Source organism: Kitasatospora sp. NPDC048365, assembly GCF_043200835.1.
GTDB classification, from domain to species: Bacteria; Actinomycetota; Actinomycetes; order Streptomycetales; family Streptomycetaceae; genus Kitasatospora; species Kitasatospora terrestris.
The window spans coordinates 1-18,133 of record NZ_JBICYJ010000038.1; the positions used below are offsets into that span (position 1 = coordinate 1).

Consider the following 18,133-nt stretch of genomic DNA (forward strand, 5'->3'; position numbering starts at 1 on the left):
GTGCGGGGCGCCCGGGGGGGGGGGGGGGGGGGGGGGGGGGGGGGGGGGGGGGTGGTGGGCGGGGGGGGGGGGGGGGGGGGGGGGGCGGGGGGGGCGGCGGGGGGGGGGGGGGGGGGGGGGGGGGGGGCGGGGGGCGGGCCGCCCCCCCCCCCCCCCCCCCCCCCCCCGCGGCGTGCCGTTCCGGATCAGCCGGTGTTGCGCAGGCCGGCCGCGATGCCGTTGACGGTGAGGAGCAGCGCGCGGGCGCGCAGCGGGTCCTCGGGACGCCCGGCGGCGGCCTCCTCGCGCTGCCGGCGCAGCAGCGCGACCTGCAGGTAGGAGATCGGGTCGAGGTAGGCGTCGCGGACGTTGAACGTCTGCTTCAGCACCTCGTTGTGCTCCAGCAGTTCGCCCTCGCCGGTGAGCCGCAGCACCTCGCGCATGGTGAGGTCGTGCTCGGCCACGATCTGGTCGAAGACGTGGTGCAGGTCGGCGGGGACCAGCTGCTCGACGTAGTGGCGGGCGATCCGCAGGTCGGTCTTGGCCAGCGTCATGGCGACGTTGGACAGGAAGTTGCGGAAGAAGTGCCACTGGCCGTGCATCTCGTTCAGCACGTCGCCCAGGCCCGCCGCGCGGGCGGCGGCGAGGCCGGAGCCGACGCCGTACCAGCCGGGCACGATCTGGCGGGACTGGGTCCAGCCGAACACCCACGGGATGGCCCGCAGGCCGTCCAGGCCGGCGCCGGAGTCGGGGCGGCGGGACGGGCGGGAGCCCAGGTGCAGCGAGGCGAGCTGGTCGACCGGGGTGGCCGCGAAGAAGTACTTCGGCAGGTCCTCCTGCTCCACCAGGGCGCGGTACGCGGTGTGCGCGGCCTCGGAGACCTGGTCCATCGCGGCGTCCCAGCGGGCCAGCTCCTCGGGGGCCTGGCGCGGGGCGGTGTGCAGCGCGGAGGCGGCCAGGGTGGCGCTGAGGGTCAGCTCCAGGTTCTCCCGGGCGAGCGAGGGCAGCAGGTACTTGTCGGAGATGACCTCGCCCTGCTCGGTCACCTTGATCTCGCCCTCCAGGGTGCCCCAGGGCTGGGCGAGGATCGCCTCGTGCGAGGGGCCGCCGCCGCGGCCGACGGTGCCGCCGCGGCCGTGGAACAGGCGCAGCCGGATGCCGTAGCGGTGGGCGACGTCGCGCAGCCGGCGCTGGGCGCGGTGGATCTCCCACTGGGAGGTGGTGATGCCGCCGAACTTGGAGGAGTCGGAGTAGCCGAGCATGACCTCCTGGATGTCGCCGCGCAGCGAGACCAGCAGGCGGTACGACGGGTCGGAGAGCATCTCGTCCAGGATCCGGTCGGCCTCCTGGAGCTCGTCGGTGGTCTCCAGCAGCGGCACGATGCCGATCTTGGCGATCCCGGCGTGCAGGTCGATCAGGCCGGCCTCGCGGGCCAGCACGGCGGCGGCGAACACGTCGTCGGCGCCCTGGCACATCGAGATGATGTACGACTCGACGATCTCGTCGCCGAACCGCTCGAAGCCCTCCCGGATGGTGGAGAAGACGCCGAGGGTCTTGGCGCCGGCCGCGTCCAGCGGGGCCGGGGTGGGGGCCAGCGGACGGCGCGAGCGCATCTCCTTGGAGAGCAGGCGCTGGCGGTACTCGCGCGGCATGTCGGTGTAGCGCCACGCCTCCTCGCCGAGCCGGTCGAAGAGCTGGCCGAGCGCGTGGTGGTGCGCCTCGGCGTGCTCGCGGACGTCCATGGTGGCGAGCTGCAGGCCGAACGCCTCGATGGTGCGGATCGCGCGGGCCAGCCGGCCGTCGGCGATCAGCCCGCCGCGGTGGGCGCGCAGCGAGTCCTGGATCAGCTTGAGGTCGGCGACCAGCTCGCGGGTGCCCACGTAGTCGCGGCCGACCACGTGCGGGGTGCCGGCGGCCAGGCGGTCGCGGGTGTTCTCCAGCTTGATCCGGATGCAGGTGGCCTTGAGCCGGTACGGCTCCTCGGCGTTCATCCGCTTGTAGCGGGGGCTGAGCTCCGGCAGCTCCTTGAGGTCGGCCTCCAGCGAGGCCAGCAGCTCCTCCGAGGCGCCGGCCAGCCGGACCGAGGTGGACATCGAGGCGCGCAGGTCGTCGACGGCGGCCAGGGCGTCCTTGATGCCGTACTCGTGCTGGAGGTTGAGCACGTCCCAGGTGACCTTGGGGGTGACGTTCGGGTTGCCGTCCCGGTCGCCGCCGATCCAGGTGCCGAAGGTCAGCGGGCGGACGCCCTCGGGCAGCGCGAGGCCGACCCGGGCGAGCTCCTCGTGCAGCTCCTCCAGGACCTCGGGGACCGCGTCGCGGTACAGCTCGTCCAGGTAGTAGACGGCGTTGCGGGCCTCGTCGGTGGGCTCCGGGCGGGCGATCCGCAGCTCGTCGGTCTGCCAGAGCAGGTCGATCACCTCGGCGAGGCGGCGGTCGGCGCTGCGGCGGGCCGAGGTGTGCCGGGCCGGGTCGGCCTCCAGCAGGCCGGAGGCGGCGTGCTCGCGGTGGATGCGCTCCAGCAGCTCGCCGACCCGGCGGAGCTTGTTCAGCACCGAGCGGCGGGCGGCCTCGGTCGGGTGCGCGGTGAAGACCGGGCGGACCGCGAGGTTGGCCAGGGTGTCGGCGAGGTGCTTGGGGTCCGCCTCGGACAGCTGGTCGACGGTCTGCGACAGCGGCGAGCCCTCACGGGCCCGGCGGGCGGCGAACTCGCGGCCGCGGTGCACCTGCTCGGTGACGTTCGCCAGGTGGAAGTAGGTGGAGAAGGCGCGGACCAGCTTGGCGGCGGTGTCCAGGTCGATCTCGCCGAGAAGCTGCGCGGTGGCCTCGCCGTCGGTGCGGCTCAGCAGGCGGACCTGCTCGACCAGGCCCAGCAGTTCGGGGCCCTCCTGGCGGACGAGCGTCTCGCCCAGCAGGTCGCCCAGGCGGCGGATGTCCGCACGGAGCGCTGCGTTGTCGGCGACGTTCGGCGATGGGTTGTCCGCCGAGTTGGGGACCGGAGCGGTCACGGCTGGCTCCCTGTGGTGGTGGGGTTCGGCAACGGCTCTGCATCACCCGGTGAGAGGTGACGTGTGCGGACCGCGCTGTCCGGACCGGACCAGCATAGGTGGCACCGGGTGCCGCGTCCGATGCCTGGCCGCATGGCGGACACCGAGCCTTAGTCTGTCTCCCATGAGCAAGACGCCGGAGGGGGACCGGAGCAGCGGGCTGTGGTGGTGGCAGCGCCGCCGCAGTGCCGTGCTGGACATCGGGCTGGCACTGCTGGCCGGGCTGGAGTGCGCGTTCGGCGCGTACGGGGTGGTGCACGACCGGCTGCATCTGGGGGTGCCCGCCGGGGTGGTCGCGGCGGCGCTGGGCGTGCTCGCCGGGCTGTCGCTGGTGGTGCGGCGGCGCTGGCCGGCGGTGCCGGTGCTGGCGGCGATGGTGTTCGTGCCGGGGCTGTTCGGCGTGGTGCTGCTGGTGGTGTCGCTGTACACCCTGGCGGCGACCTGGGAGTGGCCGTCGCGGCGGCTGCGGGTGGTGCTGCTCTCCGCGCTGGCGATGGTGGAGACCTTCGGCATGGCGCTGTTCGTGCTGTCGGTGCCGGCCGAGCCGGCCTCCGCCGAGCCGCTGCCGCCGTACTGGGTGTTCGTGCTGATCGCCGCCGTGATGGCGGTCGGCCTGGTGGTCGCCCCGGTCGCGACCGGCCTGTACGTCGGTGCCCGGCGGCGGCTGATCGAGTCGCTGAAGGACCGCGCCCACGGCCTGGAGACCGAGCTGGACCTGCTCGCCGAGCGGGCCCGGGAGCGGGCCCGCCGGGCCCGGCTGGAGGAGCGCACCCGGATCGCCCGGGAGATGCACGACGTGGTCGCCCACCGGGTCAGCCTGATGGTGGTGCACGCCGCCGCCCTGGAGCGGATCATCCCCAAGGACCCGGCGCGCGCCCAGGAGAGCGCCAAGCTGGTCGGGGACGTCGGCCGGCAGGCGCTGGACGAGCTGCGCGAGATCCTCGGCGTGCTGCGGATGTCCGAGGCCGCCGAGCAGCCCGGGCCGGCCGCCGACCCCGCCGACACCCTGGCCGAGCTGCCCCGGCTGGTCGACCAGTCCCGGGCGGCCGGCATGGCGGTCACCCTGACGGTGCGCGGCGACCGGCTGCCGTACGCGCCGGAGGCCGAGCGGACCGCCTACCGGGTGGTCCAGGAGGGCCTGACCAACGCGCACAAGCACGCCGGCGGCGCGGCGGTCGCCGTGGTGCTGGCGTACGTGCCGAACGGCGTGCGGGTGGTGGTGGTCAACGAGCGCGCGGCGCGCGGCGCCGTCGGCGTGGTGCTGCCCAGCGGCGGGAACGGCCTGGTCGGGATGCGCGAGCGGGTGCTGGCGCTGGGCGGCAGCTTCGTCGCCGGGCCGGACGGGGACGGCGGCTTCCGGGTGGAGGCGGTGCTGCCCTCACGCCTCGCGGTGCAGCGGGACCGGCTGGTCCCGTGACGTGCCCTCCGGGTGCAGCAGCCGGCCGAGCGGGGGCTGCACCAGCGGGGTGAACAGCCGCACGGTGCGCGGCAGCGCCAGCACCACCGCGAGGGCCAGCGCGCAGGCGCCGAGCAGCGGCAGCGCCGTCCACCAGTGGTGCAGCAGCCGGGCGTGGTAGATCCCGGACGCCTGGACCAGCTTCAGCGGCAGCCCGTGCAGCAGGTAGACGTACAGCGAGGCGGCGCCCAGCGCGGTGTACCGGGTGCGGCGGGCCGGCAGCACCGCGAGGAACGCGGCGCCGGCGACCAGCGCCAGCGCGGCCAGCGCGACCCGGACCGCCAGCCACACCGGGTAGCCGACCCGCAGCTGGGCGGCCGAGTCGGTGTACTCCAACCAGCCCGGGTTCAGCAGCTTCGGGCCGACCACCCAGAGCGTCGCCGCGACGCCCGCCAGCACCACCGGGGCGCAGCGGCGCACGGCCCGGCGGTGCAGCAGCGCGAAGTGCTCCGGGCGGAGCACCAGGCCGAGCACGAAGAACGGCAGGAAGCCGAGCGTCCGACCGAACGCCAGCTCCGCCGGGAAGGCGTCCACCACTCCGGTGGCGGCCGCCACCAGCACCGCGACCGGCAGCGGATGGCGCAGCGCCGTCCACAGCGGCACCGTCAGGCGCCAGATCAGCAGCGACAGCAGGAACCAGGTCAGCCAGCGCGGCTCCAGCAGGTGGATCGGCGCCAGCCGGCGCTCCAGCGCCATCCCGACCAGGTTGTAGAGCAGCTGGAACACCACGTACGGGACGGCCAGCTGGCCGATCAGCCGCGGTCCGTCCACCTGCGGGCGGCCCGGCCGGGGGCGCGCGAAGTACCCGCAGAGGGTGATGAACAGCGGCATCGAGAACGCCGCCACGGTGAGCACCGCGGCCGCCACCGTGCGGTCGTACGCCAGCAGCGGCATCCAGGTGTGGGCGCAGACCACCAGCGCGACGGCCGCGAACTTGGCGTTGTCGAAGAGCGGTTGGCGCTCACCCATCCGGATCTCCTCAAAAGCTCCACAACCGGGTGCGCCTCAGTGTGGCGGCAACCGGCCGGTGGCGGGAGGGGATTCACCAATCCGGTGACAGGGCCACGTCGTTGTGCTCGGGCCGGTCGGGCCGGTCGGGCCGGTCGGGCCGTCGGGCCGCGGTGGTCGGGCCGTGGCGGTCAGGCCCCGGTGGTCAGGCGGTGCGGGGCGAGGCCCAGGATCAGGGTGGCCAGCGCCTGGTCGATCGAGCGGCCCAGGAACCACTCGCCGGTGTGGTCCAGGCTGAACACCCGGCCGTGCTCGTCCACCGCCAGCAGCGCCTGCCCGTACAGCTCCTCGCCGAGCGGCGCCAGCTTGGTGCCCAGCGCCCGGCCCAGGTCCGCCAGGGTGCGCGGCTGGTGCAGGCCGGCGAGCGGGTCCAGCAGGAACGGCGTCCGCGCCAGGGTGCGGCCCGGCCCGGGCACGTCGAAGGAGAGGCCGCCGAACTCGGCCCACGCCTCGATCGCGGCCGGGAAGACCGCGTGCTGCGGGTCCAGCGCCCCGCCGTGGGCGACCAGCGCGTCGGCCCACCGTTCGGCCTGCCGGATCTCCCACCGGCCGGGGTGCCAGCCGGCCTGCTTGAGGGCGGCGGCGACGTCGGCGGGGAAACGGGGCTGGGTGCGCAGGGTGCTCGCGTTCAGGGTCGGCTCCGGTGACTGGGGGACAGGGGCGGTGCGGCGGAGGGATCAGCCGGCGGCCGGGCCGACGGCGACGCTCGCCACGTTCAGGTGCTCCAGCAGGGGAGCGCAGGAGCGGCACGGCGGCGCGTGCGTACCGTGCGCCGGGTCGCCCTCCTCGCGGATCCGCACCGTGGTCAGCCGGGCGCCCTTCAGCGACTTCCGGGCCTCCTGCACGGTCAGCGGCTTGCGCGCCGACCGCTTGGAACGGCCCGTGTCCACCGAGACCAGGTACTGGGAGAGCAGCGCCGCCTCCGGGCAGCGGCCCAGGAAGCGCTCCCGCTGCTCCACCGGAAGACCCGCCAGGAACTCCGCCACCAGCGGGTGCAGGGCCGGCGGCAGCTCCGACTTCTCGCCCGCCAGGGTGTGCACCTCGCCGCCGCGCAGCGACAGCGCGGCGGCCACCGCGGGCAGCAGGCTGTCCCGGTGGTGGCGCAGTGCCGGCGGTTGTGCGTCCGGCTGATCCATGGCTGTCTCCTCGGTCGTACTCGGTGCACCGGCAGTTCTCGGCTGCCGGGGGTCTGCTGATGGACGGTGATCTCCCCGTGAGGGGACCAGCCTGCCAAACGCCTCCGACAATCTCCGAGCCGGGGTGTACGGAGGGCCCGCACGCGGCCACGCGCACGCCTGGCACACGCTTCGCGCGCCGGTTTTGACCGCCCCCGGGTTTCCCCAATCGGCCCCTCGCCGCAGGCCGTGACCGGTAGCGTTCCAGTGAGCGCGGGCAAGGGGGGTCTTGCAATGACAAGCGCACCTAAGGACATGGCGCACGAAGCGCCGGGGGAGCACGTACCGACTCCGGGAGTCCCGGAACCGCGGTACGCCGAGAGGATCGGCCTGGCCGTGGTCGGCGCCGGGTACTGGGGGCCGAACCTGGTCCGCAACGCCCAGCAGACCGCCGCACTGCGGCTGCACTGGCTGTGCGACCTGGACGAGGCCCGCTCCCGGCGGGTGCTCGGCGAGTACAGCACCGTACGGTCCACCACCTCCTTCGAGGACGTGCTGGCCGACGAGCGGGTGCACGCGGTGGCCATCGCCACCCCGGCCGCCGCCCACTACAAACTGGTCCGGGCCGCCCTGGAGGCCGGAAAGCACGTCCTGGTCGAGAAGCCGATCACCACCACCGTCGAGGACGCCGCCGAGCTCGTCGAGATCGCCGAGGCGCGCGGCCTGGTCCTGATGTGTGACCACACCTTCTGCTACACGCCGGTGGTCCGGCGGATCCGGGAGCTGGTGCACGGCGGCGAGATCGGCGACGTCCAGTTCTTCGACTCGGTCCGGATCAACCTCGGCCTCGTCCAGCCGGACGTGGACGTGCTGTGGGACCTGGCACCGCACGACCTGTCCATCCTCGACTTCGTGCTGCCGCCCGGCGTCGAGCCCGTCGGGGTGAGCGCCCAGGGAGCCGACCCGATCGGCGCCGGGCGGGCCTGCGTCGCCTACCTGACCGTCAAGCTCAGCAACGGCGCGCTGGCCCACTGCCACGTCAACTGGCTCTCCCCGACCAAGGTCCGGACGACGATGATCGGCGGATCGCGACGCACCCTGGTCTGGGACGACCTCAATCCGCAGGCGCGGCTGGCGATGCACGACCGCGGCGTCGACCTCACCCCGCCCGACGAGCTCACCGACGCCATCCGGCACCGCGCCCTGATCTCCTACCGGGTCGGCGACATGGTCGCCCCCGCGCTGGTCGAGCAGGAGGCGCTGCGCAACGTGATGGCCGAGTTCGCCGCCTCGATCACCGAGGGCCGGGCACCGCTCACCGACGGGCGCTCCGGCCTGCGCGTCCTCCAACTGCTGCACGCCGCCTCCCGCAGCCTCGAACTCGGCGGCGCCACCGTCCCGGTCGGTGCCGGCTCCGATGTGCAACTGATCACCGAACAGGAGAGGGCAGCCGCCCGATGAACGCCGTCACCGTCGAAGGATCCCGCTGCCTGGTCACCGGCGGCGCCGGCACCATCGGCTCCACCGTCGTCGACCAGCTGATCGAAGCCGGCGCCGGAGAGGTCGTCGTCCTCGACAACTTCGTCCGCGGCCGGATGGAGAACCTCGCCCACGCCCAGGCCACCGCCCGGCCCGGCCAACTGCGCGTCGTCGACGGCGACATCCGCGACCGCGCGCTGCTCCGCGAGCTCCTCGGCGACGACACCGACCTGCTCTTCCACCTCGCCGCCATCCGGATCACCCAGTGCGCCGCCGAACCCCGGCTCGCCCTGGAGATCATGGTCGACGGCACCTTCGACGTCGTCGAGGCGGCCGCCGAGAAGGGCGTCAAGAAGCTCATCGCCTCCTCCACCGCCTCGGTCTACGGCCTCGCCGACGTCTTCCCGACGCCCGAGACCCAGCACCCCTACAACAACGACACCCTGTACGGCGCCGCCAAGGTCTTCAACGAGGGCCTGCTGCGCAGCTTCCACGCGATGTACGGGCTCGACTACGTCGCCCTGCGCTACTTCAACGTGTACGGCCCCCGGATGGACGTCCACGGTCGTTACACCGAGGTCTTCATCCGCTGGATGGAGCGCATCGTCGCCGGCCAGCCCCCGCTGATCTTCGGCGACGGCGCCCAGACCATGGACTTCGTGTACACCGAGGACATCGCCCGGGCCAACCTGCTCGCCGCCGCGGCGCCCGTCACCGACCGGGTGTACAACATCGCCTCCGCCACCGAGGTCTCGCTGCGCGGCCTCGCCGACGCGCTGCTGCGCGCCATGGACTCCGACCTCGACGTCGAGCACGGGCCCGCCCGCGGCACCGCCGGCGGCGTGGTCCGGCGCCTCGCCGACATCTCCGCCGCCGAACGCGACCTCGGCTGGAAGCCCGAACGCGACCTCGAAGAAGGCCTCCGCCAGCTCGTCACCTGGTGGCGGGCCAACAGCTGACGGAAGCACCGTCAGGGGCGCGTGGGGGCACCTCCCGGCCGGAGGCTGGGGGAGAACTGCGCGAGCAAGCATCACCACTCCGTCAGATCGCGGCACGTGCAACTCACCCGGGTGAGGGCGATCAACGGCGCCGTACCTTCCGATTCGCGCAGTTCCCCGCGCCCCTGCCAGGAGTTCCGTACATGCAGACGATTCCCGTGATGATTCCTTGGCTCGGTGAAGAGGAAGCCCAGGCCGCCGCCGAGGCCGTGCGGTCGGGGTGGGTGGCGCAGGGGCCGCGGGTCGCGGAGTTCGAGCGCGCCTTCGCCGAGCACCTGGGCGTGCCGCACGCGGTGGCCGTGTCGTCGTGCACGACGGCGCTGCACCTGGCGATGGTCGGTGCCGGGGTGGGCCCGGGCGACGAGGTGGTGGTGCCGTCGCTGTCGTTCATCGCGACGGCGAACGCCGTCACCTACGTCGGCGGGACGCCGGTGTTCGCGGACGTGGACGCGGCGACCGGCAACCTGACGCCGGAGACGGTCGCGCCGCTGCTGACGGAGCGGACCAGGGCGGTGGTGGTGGTCGACCAGGGCGGCGTCCCGGTGGACCTGGACGCGATCCGGGCGCTGGTCGAGCCCCGCGGCATCACCGTGGTCGAGGACGCCGCGTGCGCGGCCGGCTCGACGTACCGCGGCCGTCCGGCGGGCGCGACCGCGGAGATCGCCGCGTACTCCTTCCACCCGCGCAAGCTGCTGACCACCGGCGAGGGCGGCATGGTGACCTGCCAGGACGGCGAGCTCGCCGCCCGGCTGCGCCGGCTGCGCGAGCACGGGATGAGCGTCTCGGCCGCCGATCGGCACGCCTCGGCGGGTGGCGGGGCGAGCCTGGTGGAGACGTACGACGAGATCGGCTTCAACCACCGGATGACCGACATCCAGGCGGCGGTGGGCCTGGTGCAACTGGGCAAGCTGCCCGCGATGGTGGCCCGCCGCCGGGAGCTGGCGGCCCGGTACCGGGAGCTGCTGGGCGACCTGGCGTCCGGGCTGGTGGCGGAGCCGGAGCACGGGACGGGCAACTTCCAGTCCTGCTGGCTGCTGCTGCCCGAGGGCGCGCCGGAGCGCACCGAGGTGCTGGCCGGGCTGGCGCAGCGCGGTGTGTCCGCGCGGCGCGGCATCATGGCGGCGCACCTGGAGCTGCCGTACAAGGGCAGTGCCCGGGTGCCGCTGCCGGCGACCGAGCTGCTGACCGAGCGGTCGCTGGTCCTGCCGCTGTACCACTCGCTGACCGAGGAGCAGCAGGACCGGGTGGTCCTGGCACTGCGGGAGTCCCTCGGGTGACGTCGATCCGGCACCTCGGGCACGCCGGCTTCGTGGTCGAGCACGCCGGTGTGCGCGTCCTGATCGACCCGTGGTTCCACCCGGCGTTCCTGGAGGCGTGGTTCCCGTACCCGGACAACCGGGAGCTGCTGCCCGAGGTGGTGGCCGGGACCTACGACTACCTGTACGTGTCGCACACCCACGAGGACCACTTCGACGCCCGGCTGCTCGCCCGGCTCTCCCGGGACGTCACCGTGCTGGTGCCGGACTTCCGCAGCCGGGAGCCGGCCCGGCGGCTGCGGGCGCTGGGCTTCGAGCGGCAGGTGCGGCTGGGCCACCGCGAGGAGCACCGGCTCGGGCCGGACCTCGTGGCGACCATGCTGCTGGACACCAGCCACAAGGAGGACAGCGGGCTGCTGCTCGACCTGGGCGGCTACCGCTTCCTGGACCTGAACGACTGCAACACCCCGATGTCCGAGCTGCCGTCCGGCGTGGACCTGCTGGCCGCCCAGTACTCGGGGGCCATGTGGTACCCGAACGCGTACGACTACCCGGCGGAGGCGATGGCCGCCAAGACGGCGGCGGTCCGCGCCGACCTGCTGGACACCCTGGCCCGCAAGGTCAAGCTGACCGGCGCCCGGGCGTACCTGCCGTCGGCCGGTCCGGCGTGCTTCCTCGACCCGGAGCTGGACCGGTTCAACGACCGGGCGGCGACCATCTTCCCGCAGTGGGAGGACGTCGCGGACGCCTTCGCCGCGGCCTGCCCGGAGACCAGGGTGGTCCGCACCGCGCCCGGGGACCGGGTGGACGCCCCCTCGCCGCCCGGGAGCTGGGCCACCGACCCGGCCGGCTACCTGGCCGCGTACCGGGAGCGCCGCCGGGACGAATGGCGGGCGTGGCACACCGAGCCGTGCGCGCCGGTCGGGGCGGACGAGGTCGCCGCGTACTTCACCCGGCTGCAGCGGCTCAACCGGCCGCTGCTGGCCGACTACCGCACCGGGATCCGGGTCGAGGCCGGCGGTGCCGCGTGGGGGCTGACCCTGGGCGAACTGGCCGAGCGGGTCGACCTGGAGGACCCGCCGGTCGACCCGGCGTACACCATCCGGATCCCGCCGCGCGCCCTGCGCGCGGTGCTGGACGGCCGGGCCGGCTGGGAGGAGGCGCTGCTCTCGATGCGGCTCAGCCTGCACCGCGACCCGGACGTCTTCGACCTGACCCTGCTCGGCCTGCTGCGCTACGGCCACCGGCCGGCCCAGACCCGCCAGTTGGTGCGCGAGCGGTCCGGCCGCGGCGGCGAGACGATCAGCCGCGACGGGCTGCGGCTGCAGCGCTGGTGCCCGCACGCCGGCGAGGACCTCAGCCACGCGGTGATCGCCGACGGCGTGGTCGAGTGCCCGCGCCACCACTGGAAGTGGTCCACCGCCACCGGGGCCTGCCTGGAGGGCGGCGCCCTGCCCCTGCACGTCGAGCCCGAACCCGGCGATTCAGCGCCGGTCCTACCGGAGGAGCCCAGCGCATGACCGACATCCCGCTCGTCGACCTGCACGCCGCGCACGCCGAGATCGCCGCCGAGGTCCGCGAGGGCTTCGACCGGGTCCTGGCGAGCGGCGCGTACATCAAGGGCCCGGACGTCACCGCGTTCGAGCAGGAGTACGCCGAGTTCTCCGGCGTCCGGCACGCGGTCGGCACCGCCAACGGCACGGACGCGCTGGAGCTCGCCCTGCGCGCCCTCGACCTGCCCGAGGGCGGCGGCGTGGTGCTGCCCGCCAACACCTTCGTCGCCACCGCCGAGGCGGTCGTCCGGGCCGGGCTGCGGCCGGTCCTGGTCGACGTGGACGAGGACCACCTGCTGATGGACCCGGAGCGGGTCGCCGACGTGGTGGCCGACGCCGTCGCGCTGATGCCCGTCCACCTGAACGGCCAGCTCGCGCCGATGGCCGAGCTGCTGCAGGCCGCCGGCGGCCGCCCGGTGATCGAGGACGGCGCCCAGTCGCAGGGCGCCCGGCAGGACGGCCGGGTCTCCGGCTCCTGGGGCCGGATCTCCGCCACCAGCTTCTACCCCGGCAAGAACCTCGGCGCGTACGGCGACGCCGGCGCGGTCGTCACCGACGACGCCGAACTCGCCACCGCCGTCCGGCTGATCGGCGACCACGGCTCCGGCCGCAAGTACGTCCACGAGCGCTTCGGCTTCAACTCCCGGATGGACACCCTGCAGGCCGTCGTGCTGCGGGCCAAGCTGCGCCGGCTGCCCGGCTGGAACGAGGCCCGCCGGGCCGCCGCCGAGCGCTACGACAAGCTGCTGGCCGGGCTGGAGGGCCTCACCACGCCGCGCGTCCTGCCCGGCAACGAGCACGTCTGGCACCTGTACGCGGTGCGGGTCGAGCGCGGCCGCGACGCGGTCCTCGCCGCGCTGCACGCGGCCGGGATCGGCGCGGGCGTGCACTACCCGGTGCCGGTCCACTTGCAGCCCGCGTTCCGCGGACTCGGGTACGGCGAGGGCGCCTTCCCGGCCACCGAACGGGCCGCGGCGGAGATCCTCACCCTGCCGCTCTTCCCGCAGATCACCGAGGGCCAGCAGACCCGCGTCGCGGAGACGCTGACCGCGGCGCTCAAGGCGAACGGCTAGGGAGGCAGGGGCTCGGGGGCGGCCTCGCCGTTCCCCGAGCCCCTGGAGGCATCCGCGTTCCGAGCCCCTGGCGAATCTGCTGTTCGTGTCCCCTAGGCTGGTGGTCGAGGTAATCGCCTTCTGCCAGTGGGGGAACCCAGATGACGACAGGTCGGCCCGGCATCGCTGCCGCCGTGCCCAACTCGGCGTACGCGGGTCAGGTGGTCCGGTTCCCCGACCCGGTGCGCAGCGGGCTGCACCCGGCGGGCGTCCGGATCGACGAGTACGGCTTCCCCGACTTCGCCTCCTACGCGGCGGCCGCCGCCGAGGTCGCCGACCCGCCGCAGGGCTTCGGCGTGGACGAACTCCGGCTCACCGACTACGTCTCGGCGAACGCCGCGCTCTACACCCAGGGCCACCAGCTGTGGGCGGACGTGGAGAGCGCTGTCGCCACCCCGCCCGGCTGGACGTGGCACCACGCGGTCGGCCGGGCCGCCCCCGGCTGGCGGCGGATGGAGCTGATCCCGGTCGAGGTGAAGGCACTGCTGCGGCACCACGGCGGCCTGGCCCGGTCCAGCGCCGACCACGGCCGCCGCGGCACCCGCCCGTTGCAGGAGCAGCGCCCCGCGCACTTCGGCCTGGCCAGGGACGGCGGCGACCCGATCGCCGTCACCGAGGACCTGGTCCAGCGCGCCGAGCAGCGCCTGGGACACCCGCTGCCGCCCGCGTACCGCGACTTCCTCAAGCTGGCCGGCGGCCGCGCCCCGGTGGGCGTGGCACTGGACGTCGAGCTCGGCCTGCTGCTCGACCAGCCGTTCCTGACGCTCAGCGAGGAGTACGGCGTCCACGACCTGGTGTACGCCAACAAGTGCCTGCGCGACCACCTCACCAAGGACTACCTGGGCATCGCCTACGTGCAGGGCGGCCTGCTGGCGCTCAAGGTGCGCGGCGAGCGGACCGGCTCGGTGTGGTTCTGCCCGTACGACGACGCGCGCGACAACGGGGCCGACGCGTCGGCCGAGGCACGGGTGGAGCGGCTGCTGCTGCCCTGCGGCGACGGGATCGACGAGTTCCTGCTCCGGCTCGCGGGCAGCCCGCCCGAACTGGAGACGGTGGCGGAGCTGATGGTGGACGGCGGGTTCGCCCGCGCCGTCCCGGTGGACTGAGCCCGGCGCAACGCACCGGCTGTTGGCAGAACGAAGGGGTGTGGCGTTCGTGACGACGACGTACGCGCAGGCGCAGGAGATCGCCGAGGACTGGATCAACGCCGGGGTGCCGCGCTCCCAGCAGCGCGAGGTCCGGGTGCGGGAGTTCGACCTGGGCTTCGTGTGCTGGGCGGTCGCCCGCGAGGCCGGACAGGCCGGGCACGCCGCCGGGCACGACGGACCGGACGGGTCGACCGGGCAGCCGGGCCCCGGTGAGCTGCGGCTGGTGATCGCCCGGGACAGCGGCGCCAGCACGCTCTGGCCCGCGCTGCCCGTCAACGAGGTGGTCCGGCAGTTCGAGGAGCTGTACGGCACCCGGGTCGAACCCAACCCGGCCGGCGCGGCCAAGCCGGTGCGCGGCGCGATCGAGGCGACCTCCTTCCTGCTCAGCCCGCCGCAGTGGCTCCAGGAGGCGGGCGAGGCCGCGATCGCGGCGGAGTCCGCGCGCCTGGGCGAGGGCGGCGACGGCCCGGCCCGGCTGACCACCCCGCCCGAGTCCGGCCGCCCCGCCGGGGACGCCCCCACGATGCTCGCCCCGCCCGCCGTCGTCCCCGGACCGGCGCACGGCGCGGAGGACGCGACTGTCCGGATGCCCGAGGTGCCGCCGCTCCCGGTCGGCCCGGTCGGCCCGGTCGGCCCGGTCGGTCCGGTTGGTCCGGTCGGTCCGGTTGGTCCGGTCGGCGCCCCGGCCGTGCCGCCGTTCACGCCCCCGGGCGGGACGCCGACCCCGCCGTTCGCGCCGCCGGGCGGGACACCGGTGCCCGGCACGCCCGTGCCCCCGTTCGCGCCGCCCGGTCCCGGTGCCGCGGTGCCGCCGTTCACGCCCCCGGGCGGGACGCCGACCCCGCCGTTCGCGCCGCCGGGCGGGACGCCGGTGCCCGGCACGCCCGTGCCCCCGTTCGCGCCGCCCGGCGGCGGGATCGAGCACGCGGCGACGATGCTCGCCGCGCCGGACGGTCCGCCGCCGGGCGCGGGCGGTCCGTCGATCGACTACGCGCCGACCGTGCTGGCCACCGACGGCCCGCCCGGCCTGATGGGCCTGCCCGGCGCCCCCGGCATGCCTCCGGCGGCGCCCGCGCAGCCCGGACCGGCCGGCGCCGGCCGTGGTGGCCCGGGTGTCCCGCCGCCCCCGCCGCCCGGTGCCCTGCTGAACCCCGCCGCCGGTCCCGCCCACGGCGTGGCCGGCCGGACCGCGCCGACCGCGCCGCCGCCCCCGCCGCCGGGCGAGCTGCTCGGCGGTGCCGGTGGCCCGGCGGGCTCGGGCGCCGGCCGTGGTGGCCCGGGTGTCCCGCCGCCCCCGCCGCCCGGCGCCCTGCGGGGGGACGGCGCGGCGCCGCCCGCCCCGGCCGCGCCCGGCCCGGACGCGGCCAATGTCGCCCACCAGGCCACCCAGCTCGCGCCGGCCCTCGACCTGCCCGCCTCGGGCCCGTTCGCGCCCGGCGCCCCGGGTGCTCCGGGTGCCCCCGGTGGCGCGCCGTTCGGCCCGGGTGGCCCCGGCGGCCAGGCCGCGCCGTTCCCGCCCGGCGGCCCGTTCCCGCCGCCGGGTCCGGGTGCGCCGGCCGGGTACGGCTTCCCGGCGGCGGGCGCCCCGATGGGCGCGCCGCCGGCGCAGGCCGCGCCGCCCGCCGCTCCGGCTCCGGCCGCGCCGGTGCCGCCGTCCGGCGTGCCCGCGATCGGCCCGGGCACCCAGGCGGTGGTCAGCTACCGGGGTCCGGACGGCTCCGAGCAGACCGTGATCATGCGCAGTGAGCCGGGCACCCCGCACCCGGAGTGGAAGGCGCTGCACGAGATGCGGCGGCTGAACGTCCCGCCGGACCAGGTGCTGGAGCTGCACACCGACCTGGAGCTGTGCGACCTGCCGGGCGGCTACTGCGCCCGGATGGTGCAGGCGTCCTGGCCGAACGTGCGGATCAGCCACACCGTGCCGTACGGCAAGGACGTCGCGGGCCGGCAGTCCGGCATGGCGCTGCTGCACGACCACCTGGACCAGCTGCACCAGCTGGCGTCCGCCCCGCAGCGGCCGCGCGCCGTCCGGGTGCCGCTGCCCGCGCCGGGGACGGTCCCGCCGATGCCGCCGGTGCCGCCGCAGCAGCTGGCGGCGGAGCTCGGGCAGGAGTTCGGCCCGTCGGTGTTCCGGTTCGAGCAGCGCGCGGTGGCCCGGCAGGGCGTGCCGGAGGTGGTCGCCCAGACGCTGATGTGGGCGGGGCTGCCGCGCGAGTTCCCGCCGTTCTTCTGGGCGCAGGCCCAGGAGGGCCGGCCGATCCCGACGCTGGCCGAGCTGGCCGCCGAGCGCGGGCTGCCGGGCGGTCCGGACTTCGGCGGCTACCTGGTGCTGGGCAACGACTACGGCCGGCAGCTGTGCGTGCAGTACGGGACGGCGGCGGTGGTCGCGGTGGACCTGGAGCGGGCCGGCGAGCCGCCGCGCTTCGTGAACAGCGGGGTGCCGGAGTTCGTCCGCAGCCTCGCGGTGCTCGGCCGGATGTGGCGGCTGCGCTTCGGGCTGACCCCGGAGCAGGCGGGACGCTGGACGACCGACCTGCAGGCGCAGCTGATGGCGGTCGATCCGGCCGCCGTGCACACCCCGGAGTCGTGGTGGGGCGTGCTGCTGGAACAGATGTGGGACGGGCTGATGTAACGACCCGCCATAAACTTGCGAAAAGGGGGCCGTCCCGGTGGTCGGCACGGCCCCTTCGCGTGCGTCACGGCGGGATGCTGTTTGGTTTGGTGCGTTATCTGCGCAAAATAGGTCAAGAGGATGGAGCGATTCATCCGATCTGATCACCGCACGAGGGGCCCCGGAGCCCGCGCGTACGAGGGGAAGAGCCGATGAGTGACGCCGTCTCCCAGAACGGCTTCAGCGTTGCCCGCCGCGGTTACGCGCCCGACGAGGTCGACCGCGCCCTGGAGGCGCTCAGTGGTGAACGTGATGAGGCCTGGGACCGGCTGAGCGTCCTCGGCGCCGGCATCCGGGAAATGGAGAAGCGGCTCGCCGACGTCCGGCAGGCCGCCGAGGACGCGCCGGACCCCGACTTCGGCGTGCTCTCCGAGCAGGCCGCCGGCCTGATGAGGACCGCCCAGGCCGAGGCGCTGGCGGTGCGCACCGCCGCCGAGACGGCCGCCGAGGACGCCCGCGACGCCGCCTACGACGCCGGACAGGCCGCGGGGGAGGAGGCGAAGGCCTTCGGCCGGACCACCCGCGAGGCGGCCGACGAGGCGGCCCGCCGGACGGACGAGCGCAGCCGCGCCGAGGCCGAGCGGATCCGCGCCGAGGCCGACCGGGAGGCCCGCTCGCTGCGGGACGCCGCGACCTCGGAGGCCGCGAAGACCCGGCTCGCGGCCGCGGAGGCCGAGGAGAGCGCCGAGATGGCGCTCGCCGACAAGCGCCGCAGGGCCGACGAGGAGGCCGCCGCCAAGGAGACCGAGGGCGACGCCGCCGAGGCCGCGATCACCGCCAGCTCGGACCGGAAGGTCCGGGAGGCGGAGCAGCACCGCGAGACGATGCTCGGCGAGGTCCGGCGGATCGACGCGCAGGCGCAGGCCGAGGCGGACGAGGTGGTCGCCCGGGCGCGGCGCGAGGCGGAGCGGATCAAGGCGGAGAGCGAGCGTGAGCAGCGCGACTTCGGCGCGCGGCTGGACAAGGTGCAGGAGCACCTCGACCACATCAAGCGGAACCTCGCCGAGCTGACCGGCTCCGCGGTCGGCGCCCCGGAGACCGCCGTGGACGCCGCGGACGCCGCGGACGCCGGGGCGGCGGACGCCGACGAGGAGGACGGACCAGCCGCTGCCGCGCCGTCCGCCGCCCCGCCGAAGCCCGCGATCGCCCCGGGCACCCCGCCCCCGCCGCCCGCGCCCTGGGCGAAGCCGGTCGTCGAACCGCCGGCCGCCCAGGCCCGGACGGCGATCGTCCCGAAGATCGTGATCGTCGACGACGGCTCCGAGTACGACGAGGACGCCCACCGCATCACGCGGCGGTAGTCGTCAGGGGCTG

The 18,133-nt window shown here is 75.2% G+C and carries 13 protein-coding genes; 9 read left to right on the forward strand and 4 right to left on the reverse strand.

The annotated features are described in order from the left end of the window. Positions 1-185 precede the first annotated feature (185 nt). Positions 186-2,984, reverse strand: coding sequence for a phosphoenolpyruvate carboxylase (ppc, locus tag ACGFX4_RS30825; protein ID WP_393081242.1), 2,799 nt, complete (start codon positions 2,982-2,984; stop codon positions 186-188). A gap of 163 nt (positions 2,985-3,147) precedes the next feature. Between ppc and ACGFX4_RS30830 the strand changes: the two genes are divergently transcribed. Then, complete coding sequence (locus ACGFX4_RS30830; protein WP_393081245.1) at positions 3,148-4,440, forward strand: sensor histidine kinase; 1,293 nt, start codon at positions 3,148-3,150, stop codon at positions 4,438-4,440. Here ACGFX4_RS30830 and ACGFX4_RS30835 read toward each other — a convergent pair. The 3 genes from ACGFX4_RS30835 to ACGFX4_RS30845 form a co-directional block, all read right to left on the reverse strand. Then, on the reverse strand, positions 4,402-5,448 hold the full coding sequence (locus ACGFX4_RS30835) for an acyltransferase family protein (protein ID WP_393081248.1): 1,047 nt from the start codon (positions 5,446-5,448) through the stop codon (positions 4,402-4,404). The genes ACGFX4_RS30830 and ACGFX4_RS30835 overlap by 39 nt on opposite strands. A gap of 170 nt (positions 5,449-5,618) precedes the next feature. Then, positions 5,619-6,119, reverse strand: coding sequence for an SUKH-3 domain-containing protein (locus tag ACGFX4_RS30840; protein ID WP_345701946.1), 501 nt, complete (start codon positions 6,117-6,119; stop codon positions 5,619-5,621). Positions 6,120-6,164: 45 nt separating this feature from the next. Further along, positions 6,165-6,623, reverse strand: coding sequence for a YwqJ-related putative deaminase (locus tag ACGFX4_RS30845; protein ID WP_393081251.1), 459 nt, complete (start codon positions 6,621-6,623; stop codon positions 6,165-6,167). A 273-nt stretch (positions 6,624-6,896) separates the two neighbouring features. On the opposite strand from ACGFX4_RS30845, the gene ACGFX4_RS30850 reads away from it, so the two are divergent. From ACGFX4_RS30850 to ACGFX4_RS30885, 8 genes are all read left to right on the forward strand, one after another. After that, positions 6,897-8,063, forward strand: coding sequence for a Gfo/Idh/MocA family protein (locus tag ACGFX4_RS30850; protein WP_393081254.1), 1,167 nt, complete (start codon positions 6,897-6,899; stop codon positions 8,061-8,063). Beyond that, on the forward strand, positions 8,060-9,040 hold the full coding sequence (locus ACGFX4_RS30855) for an NAD-dependent epimerase/dehydratase family protein (protein ID WP_393081257.1): 981 nt from the start codon (positions 8,060-8,062) through the stop codon (positions 9,038-9,040). The genes ACGFX4_RS30850 and ACGFX4_RS30855 overlap by 4 nt, the downstream gene beginning before the upstream one ends. A gap of 182 nt (positions 9,041-9,222) precedes the next feature. Next, on the forward strand, positions 9,223-10,356 hold the full coding sequence (locus ACGFX4_RS30860) for a DegT/DnrJ/EryC1/StrS family aminotransferase (protein ID WP_393081259.1): 1,134 nt from the start codon (positions 9,223-9,225) through the stop codon (positions 10,354-10,356). Further along, positions 10,353-11,855 carry an MBL fold metallo-hydrolase gene (locus ACGFX4_RS30865; protein ID WP_393081262.1) on the forward strand — a complete coding sequence of 501 codons (1,503 nt, stop codon included), beginning with the start codon at positions 10,353-10,355 and terminating at the stop codon, positions 11,853-11,855. The genes ACGFX4_RS30860 and ACGFX4_RS30865 overlap by 4 nt, the downstream gene beginning before the upstream one ends. Continuing rightward, positions 11,852-12,961 (forward strand): DegT/DnrJ/EryC1/StrS family aminotransferase, encoded by a 1,110-nt coding sequence (locus ACGFX4_RS30870; RefSeq protein WP_393081265.1) that lies wholly within the window; start codon positions 11,852-11,854, stop codon positions 12,959-12,961. Before ACGFX4_RS30865 ends, ACGFX4_RS30870 begins: the two co-directional genes overlap by 4 nt. Before the next feature lie 140 nt (positions 12,962-13,101). Beyond that, a complete protein-coding gene (locus ACGFX4_RS30875) occupies positions 13,102-14,106 on the forward strand; it encodes an SMI1/KNR4 family protein (protein ID WP_393081268.1) in 1,005 nt (334 codons plus the stop codon). A gap of 49 nt (positions 14,107-14,155) precedes the next feature. Further along, positions 14,156-16,780, forward strand: a complete 2,625-nt coding sequence (locus tag ACGFX4_RS30880; RefSeq protein ID WP_393081271.1) for an SUKH-4 family immunity protein — start codon at positions 14,156-14,158, stop codon at positions 16,778-16,780. 191 nt (positions 16,781-16,971) lie between these two features. Further along, positions 16,972-18,120, forward strand: a complete 1,149-nt coding sequence (locus ACGFX4_RS30885) for a hypothetical protein (RefSeq protein WP_393081274.1) — start codon at positions 16,972-16,974, stop codon at positions 18,118-18,120. The last annotated feature ends 13 nt before the right edge of the window (positions 18,121-18,133 follow it).

Excerpts from the sequence above, each read along its gene's own strand:
- ACGFX4_RS30870 (WP_393081265.1), top strand. The coding sequence starts at position 11,852 with ATGACCGACATCCCGCTCGTCGACCTGCACGCCGCGCACGCCGAGATC.
- ACGFX4_RS30830 (WP_393081245.1), top strand. The coding sequence starts at position 3,148 with ATGAGCAAGACGCCGGAGGGGGACCGGAGCAGCGGGCTGTGGTGGTGG.
- ACGFX4_RS30845 (WP_393081251.1), bottom strand. The coding sequence starts at position 6,623 with ATGGATCAGCCGGACGCACAACCGCCGGCACTGCGCCACCACCGGGAC.
- ACGFX4_RS30835 (WP_393081248.1), bottom strand. The coding sequence starts at position 5,448 with ATGGGTGAGCGCCAACCGCTCTTCGACAACGCCAAGTTCGCGGCCGTC.
- ACGFX4_RS30855 (WP_393081257.1), top strand. The coding sequence starts at position 8,060 with ATGAACGCCGTCACCGTCGAAGGATCCCGCTGCCTGGTCACCGGCGGC.
- ACGFX4_RS30885 (WP_393081274.1), top strand. The coding sequence starts at position 16,972 with ATGAGTGACGCCGTCTCCCAGAACGGCTTCAGCGTTGCCCGCCGCGGT.
- ACGFX4_RS30875 (WP_393081268.1), top strand. The coding sequence starts at position 13,102 with ATGACGACAGGTCGGCCCGGCATCGCTGCCGCCGTGCCCAACTCGGCG.
- ACGFX4_RS30860 (WP_393081259.1), top strand. The coding sequence starts at position 9,223 with ATGCAGACGATTCCCGTGATGATTCCTTGGCTCGGTGAAGAGGAAGCC.
- ACGFX4_RS30850 (WP_393081254.1), top strand. The coding sequence starts at position 6,897 with ATGACAAGCGCACCTAAGGACATGGCGCACGAAGCGCCGGGGGAGCAC.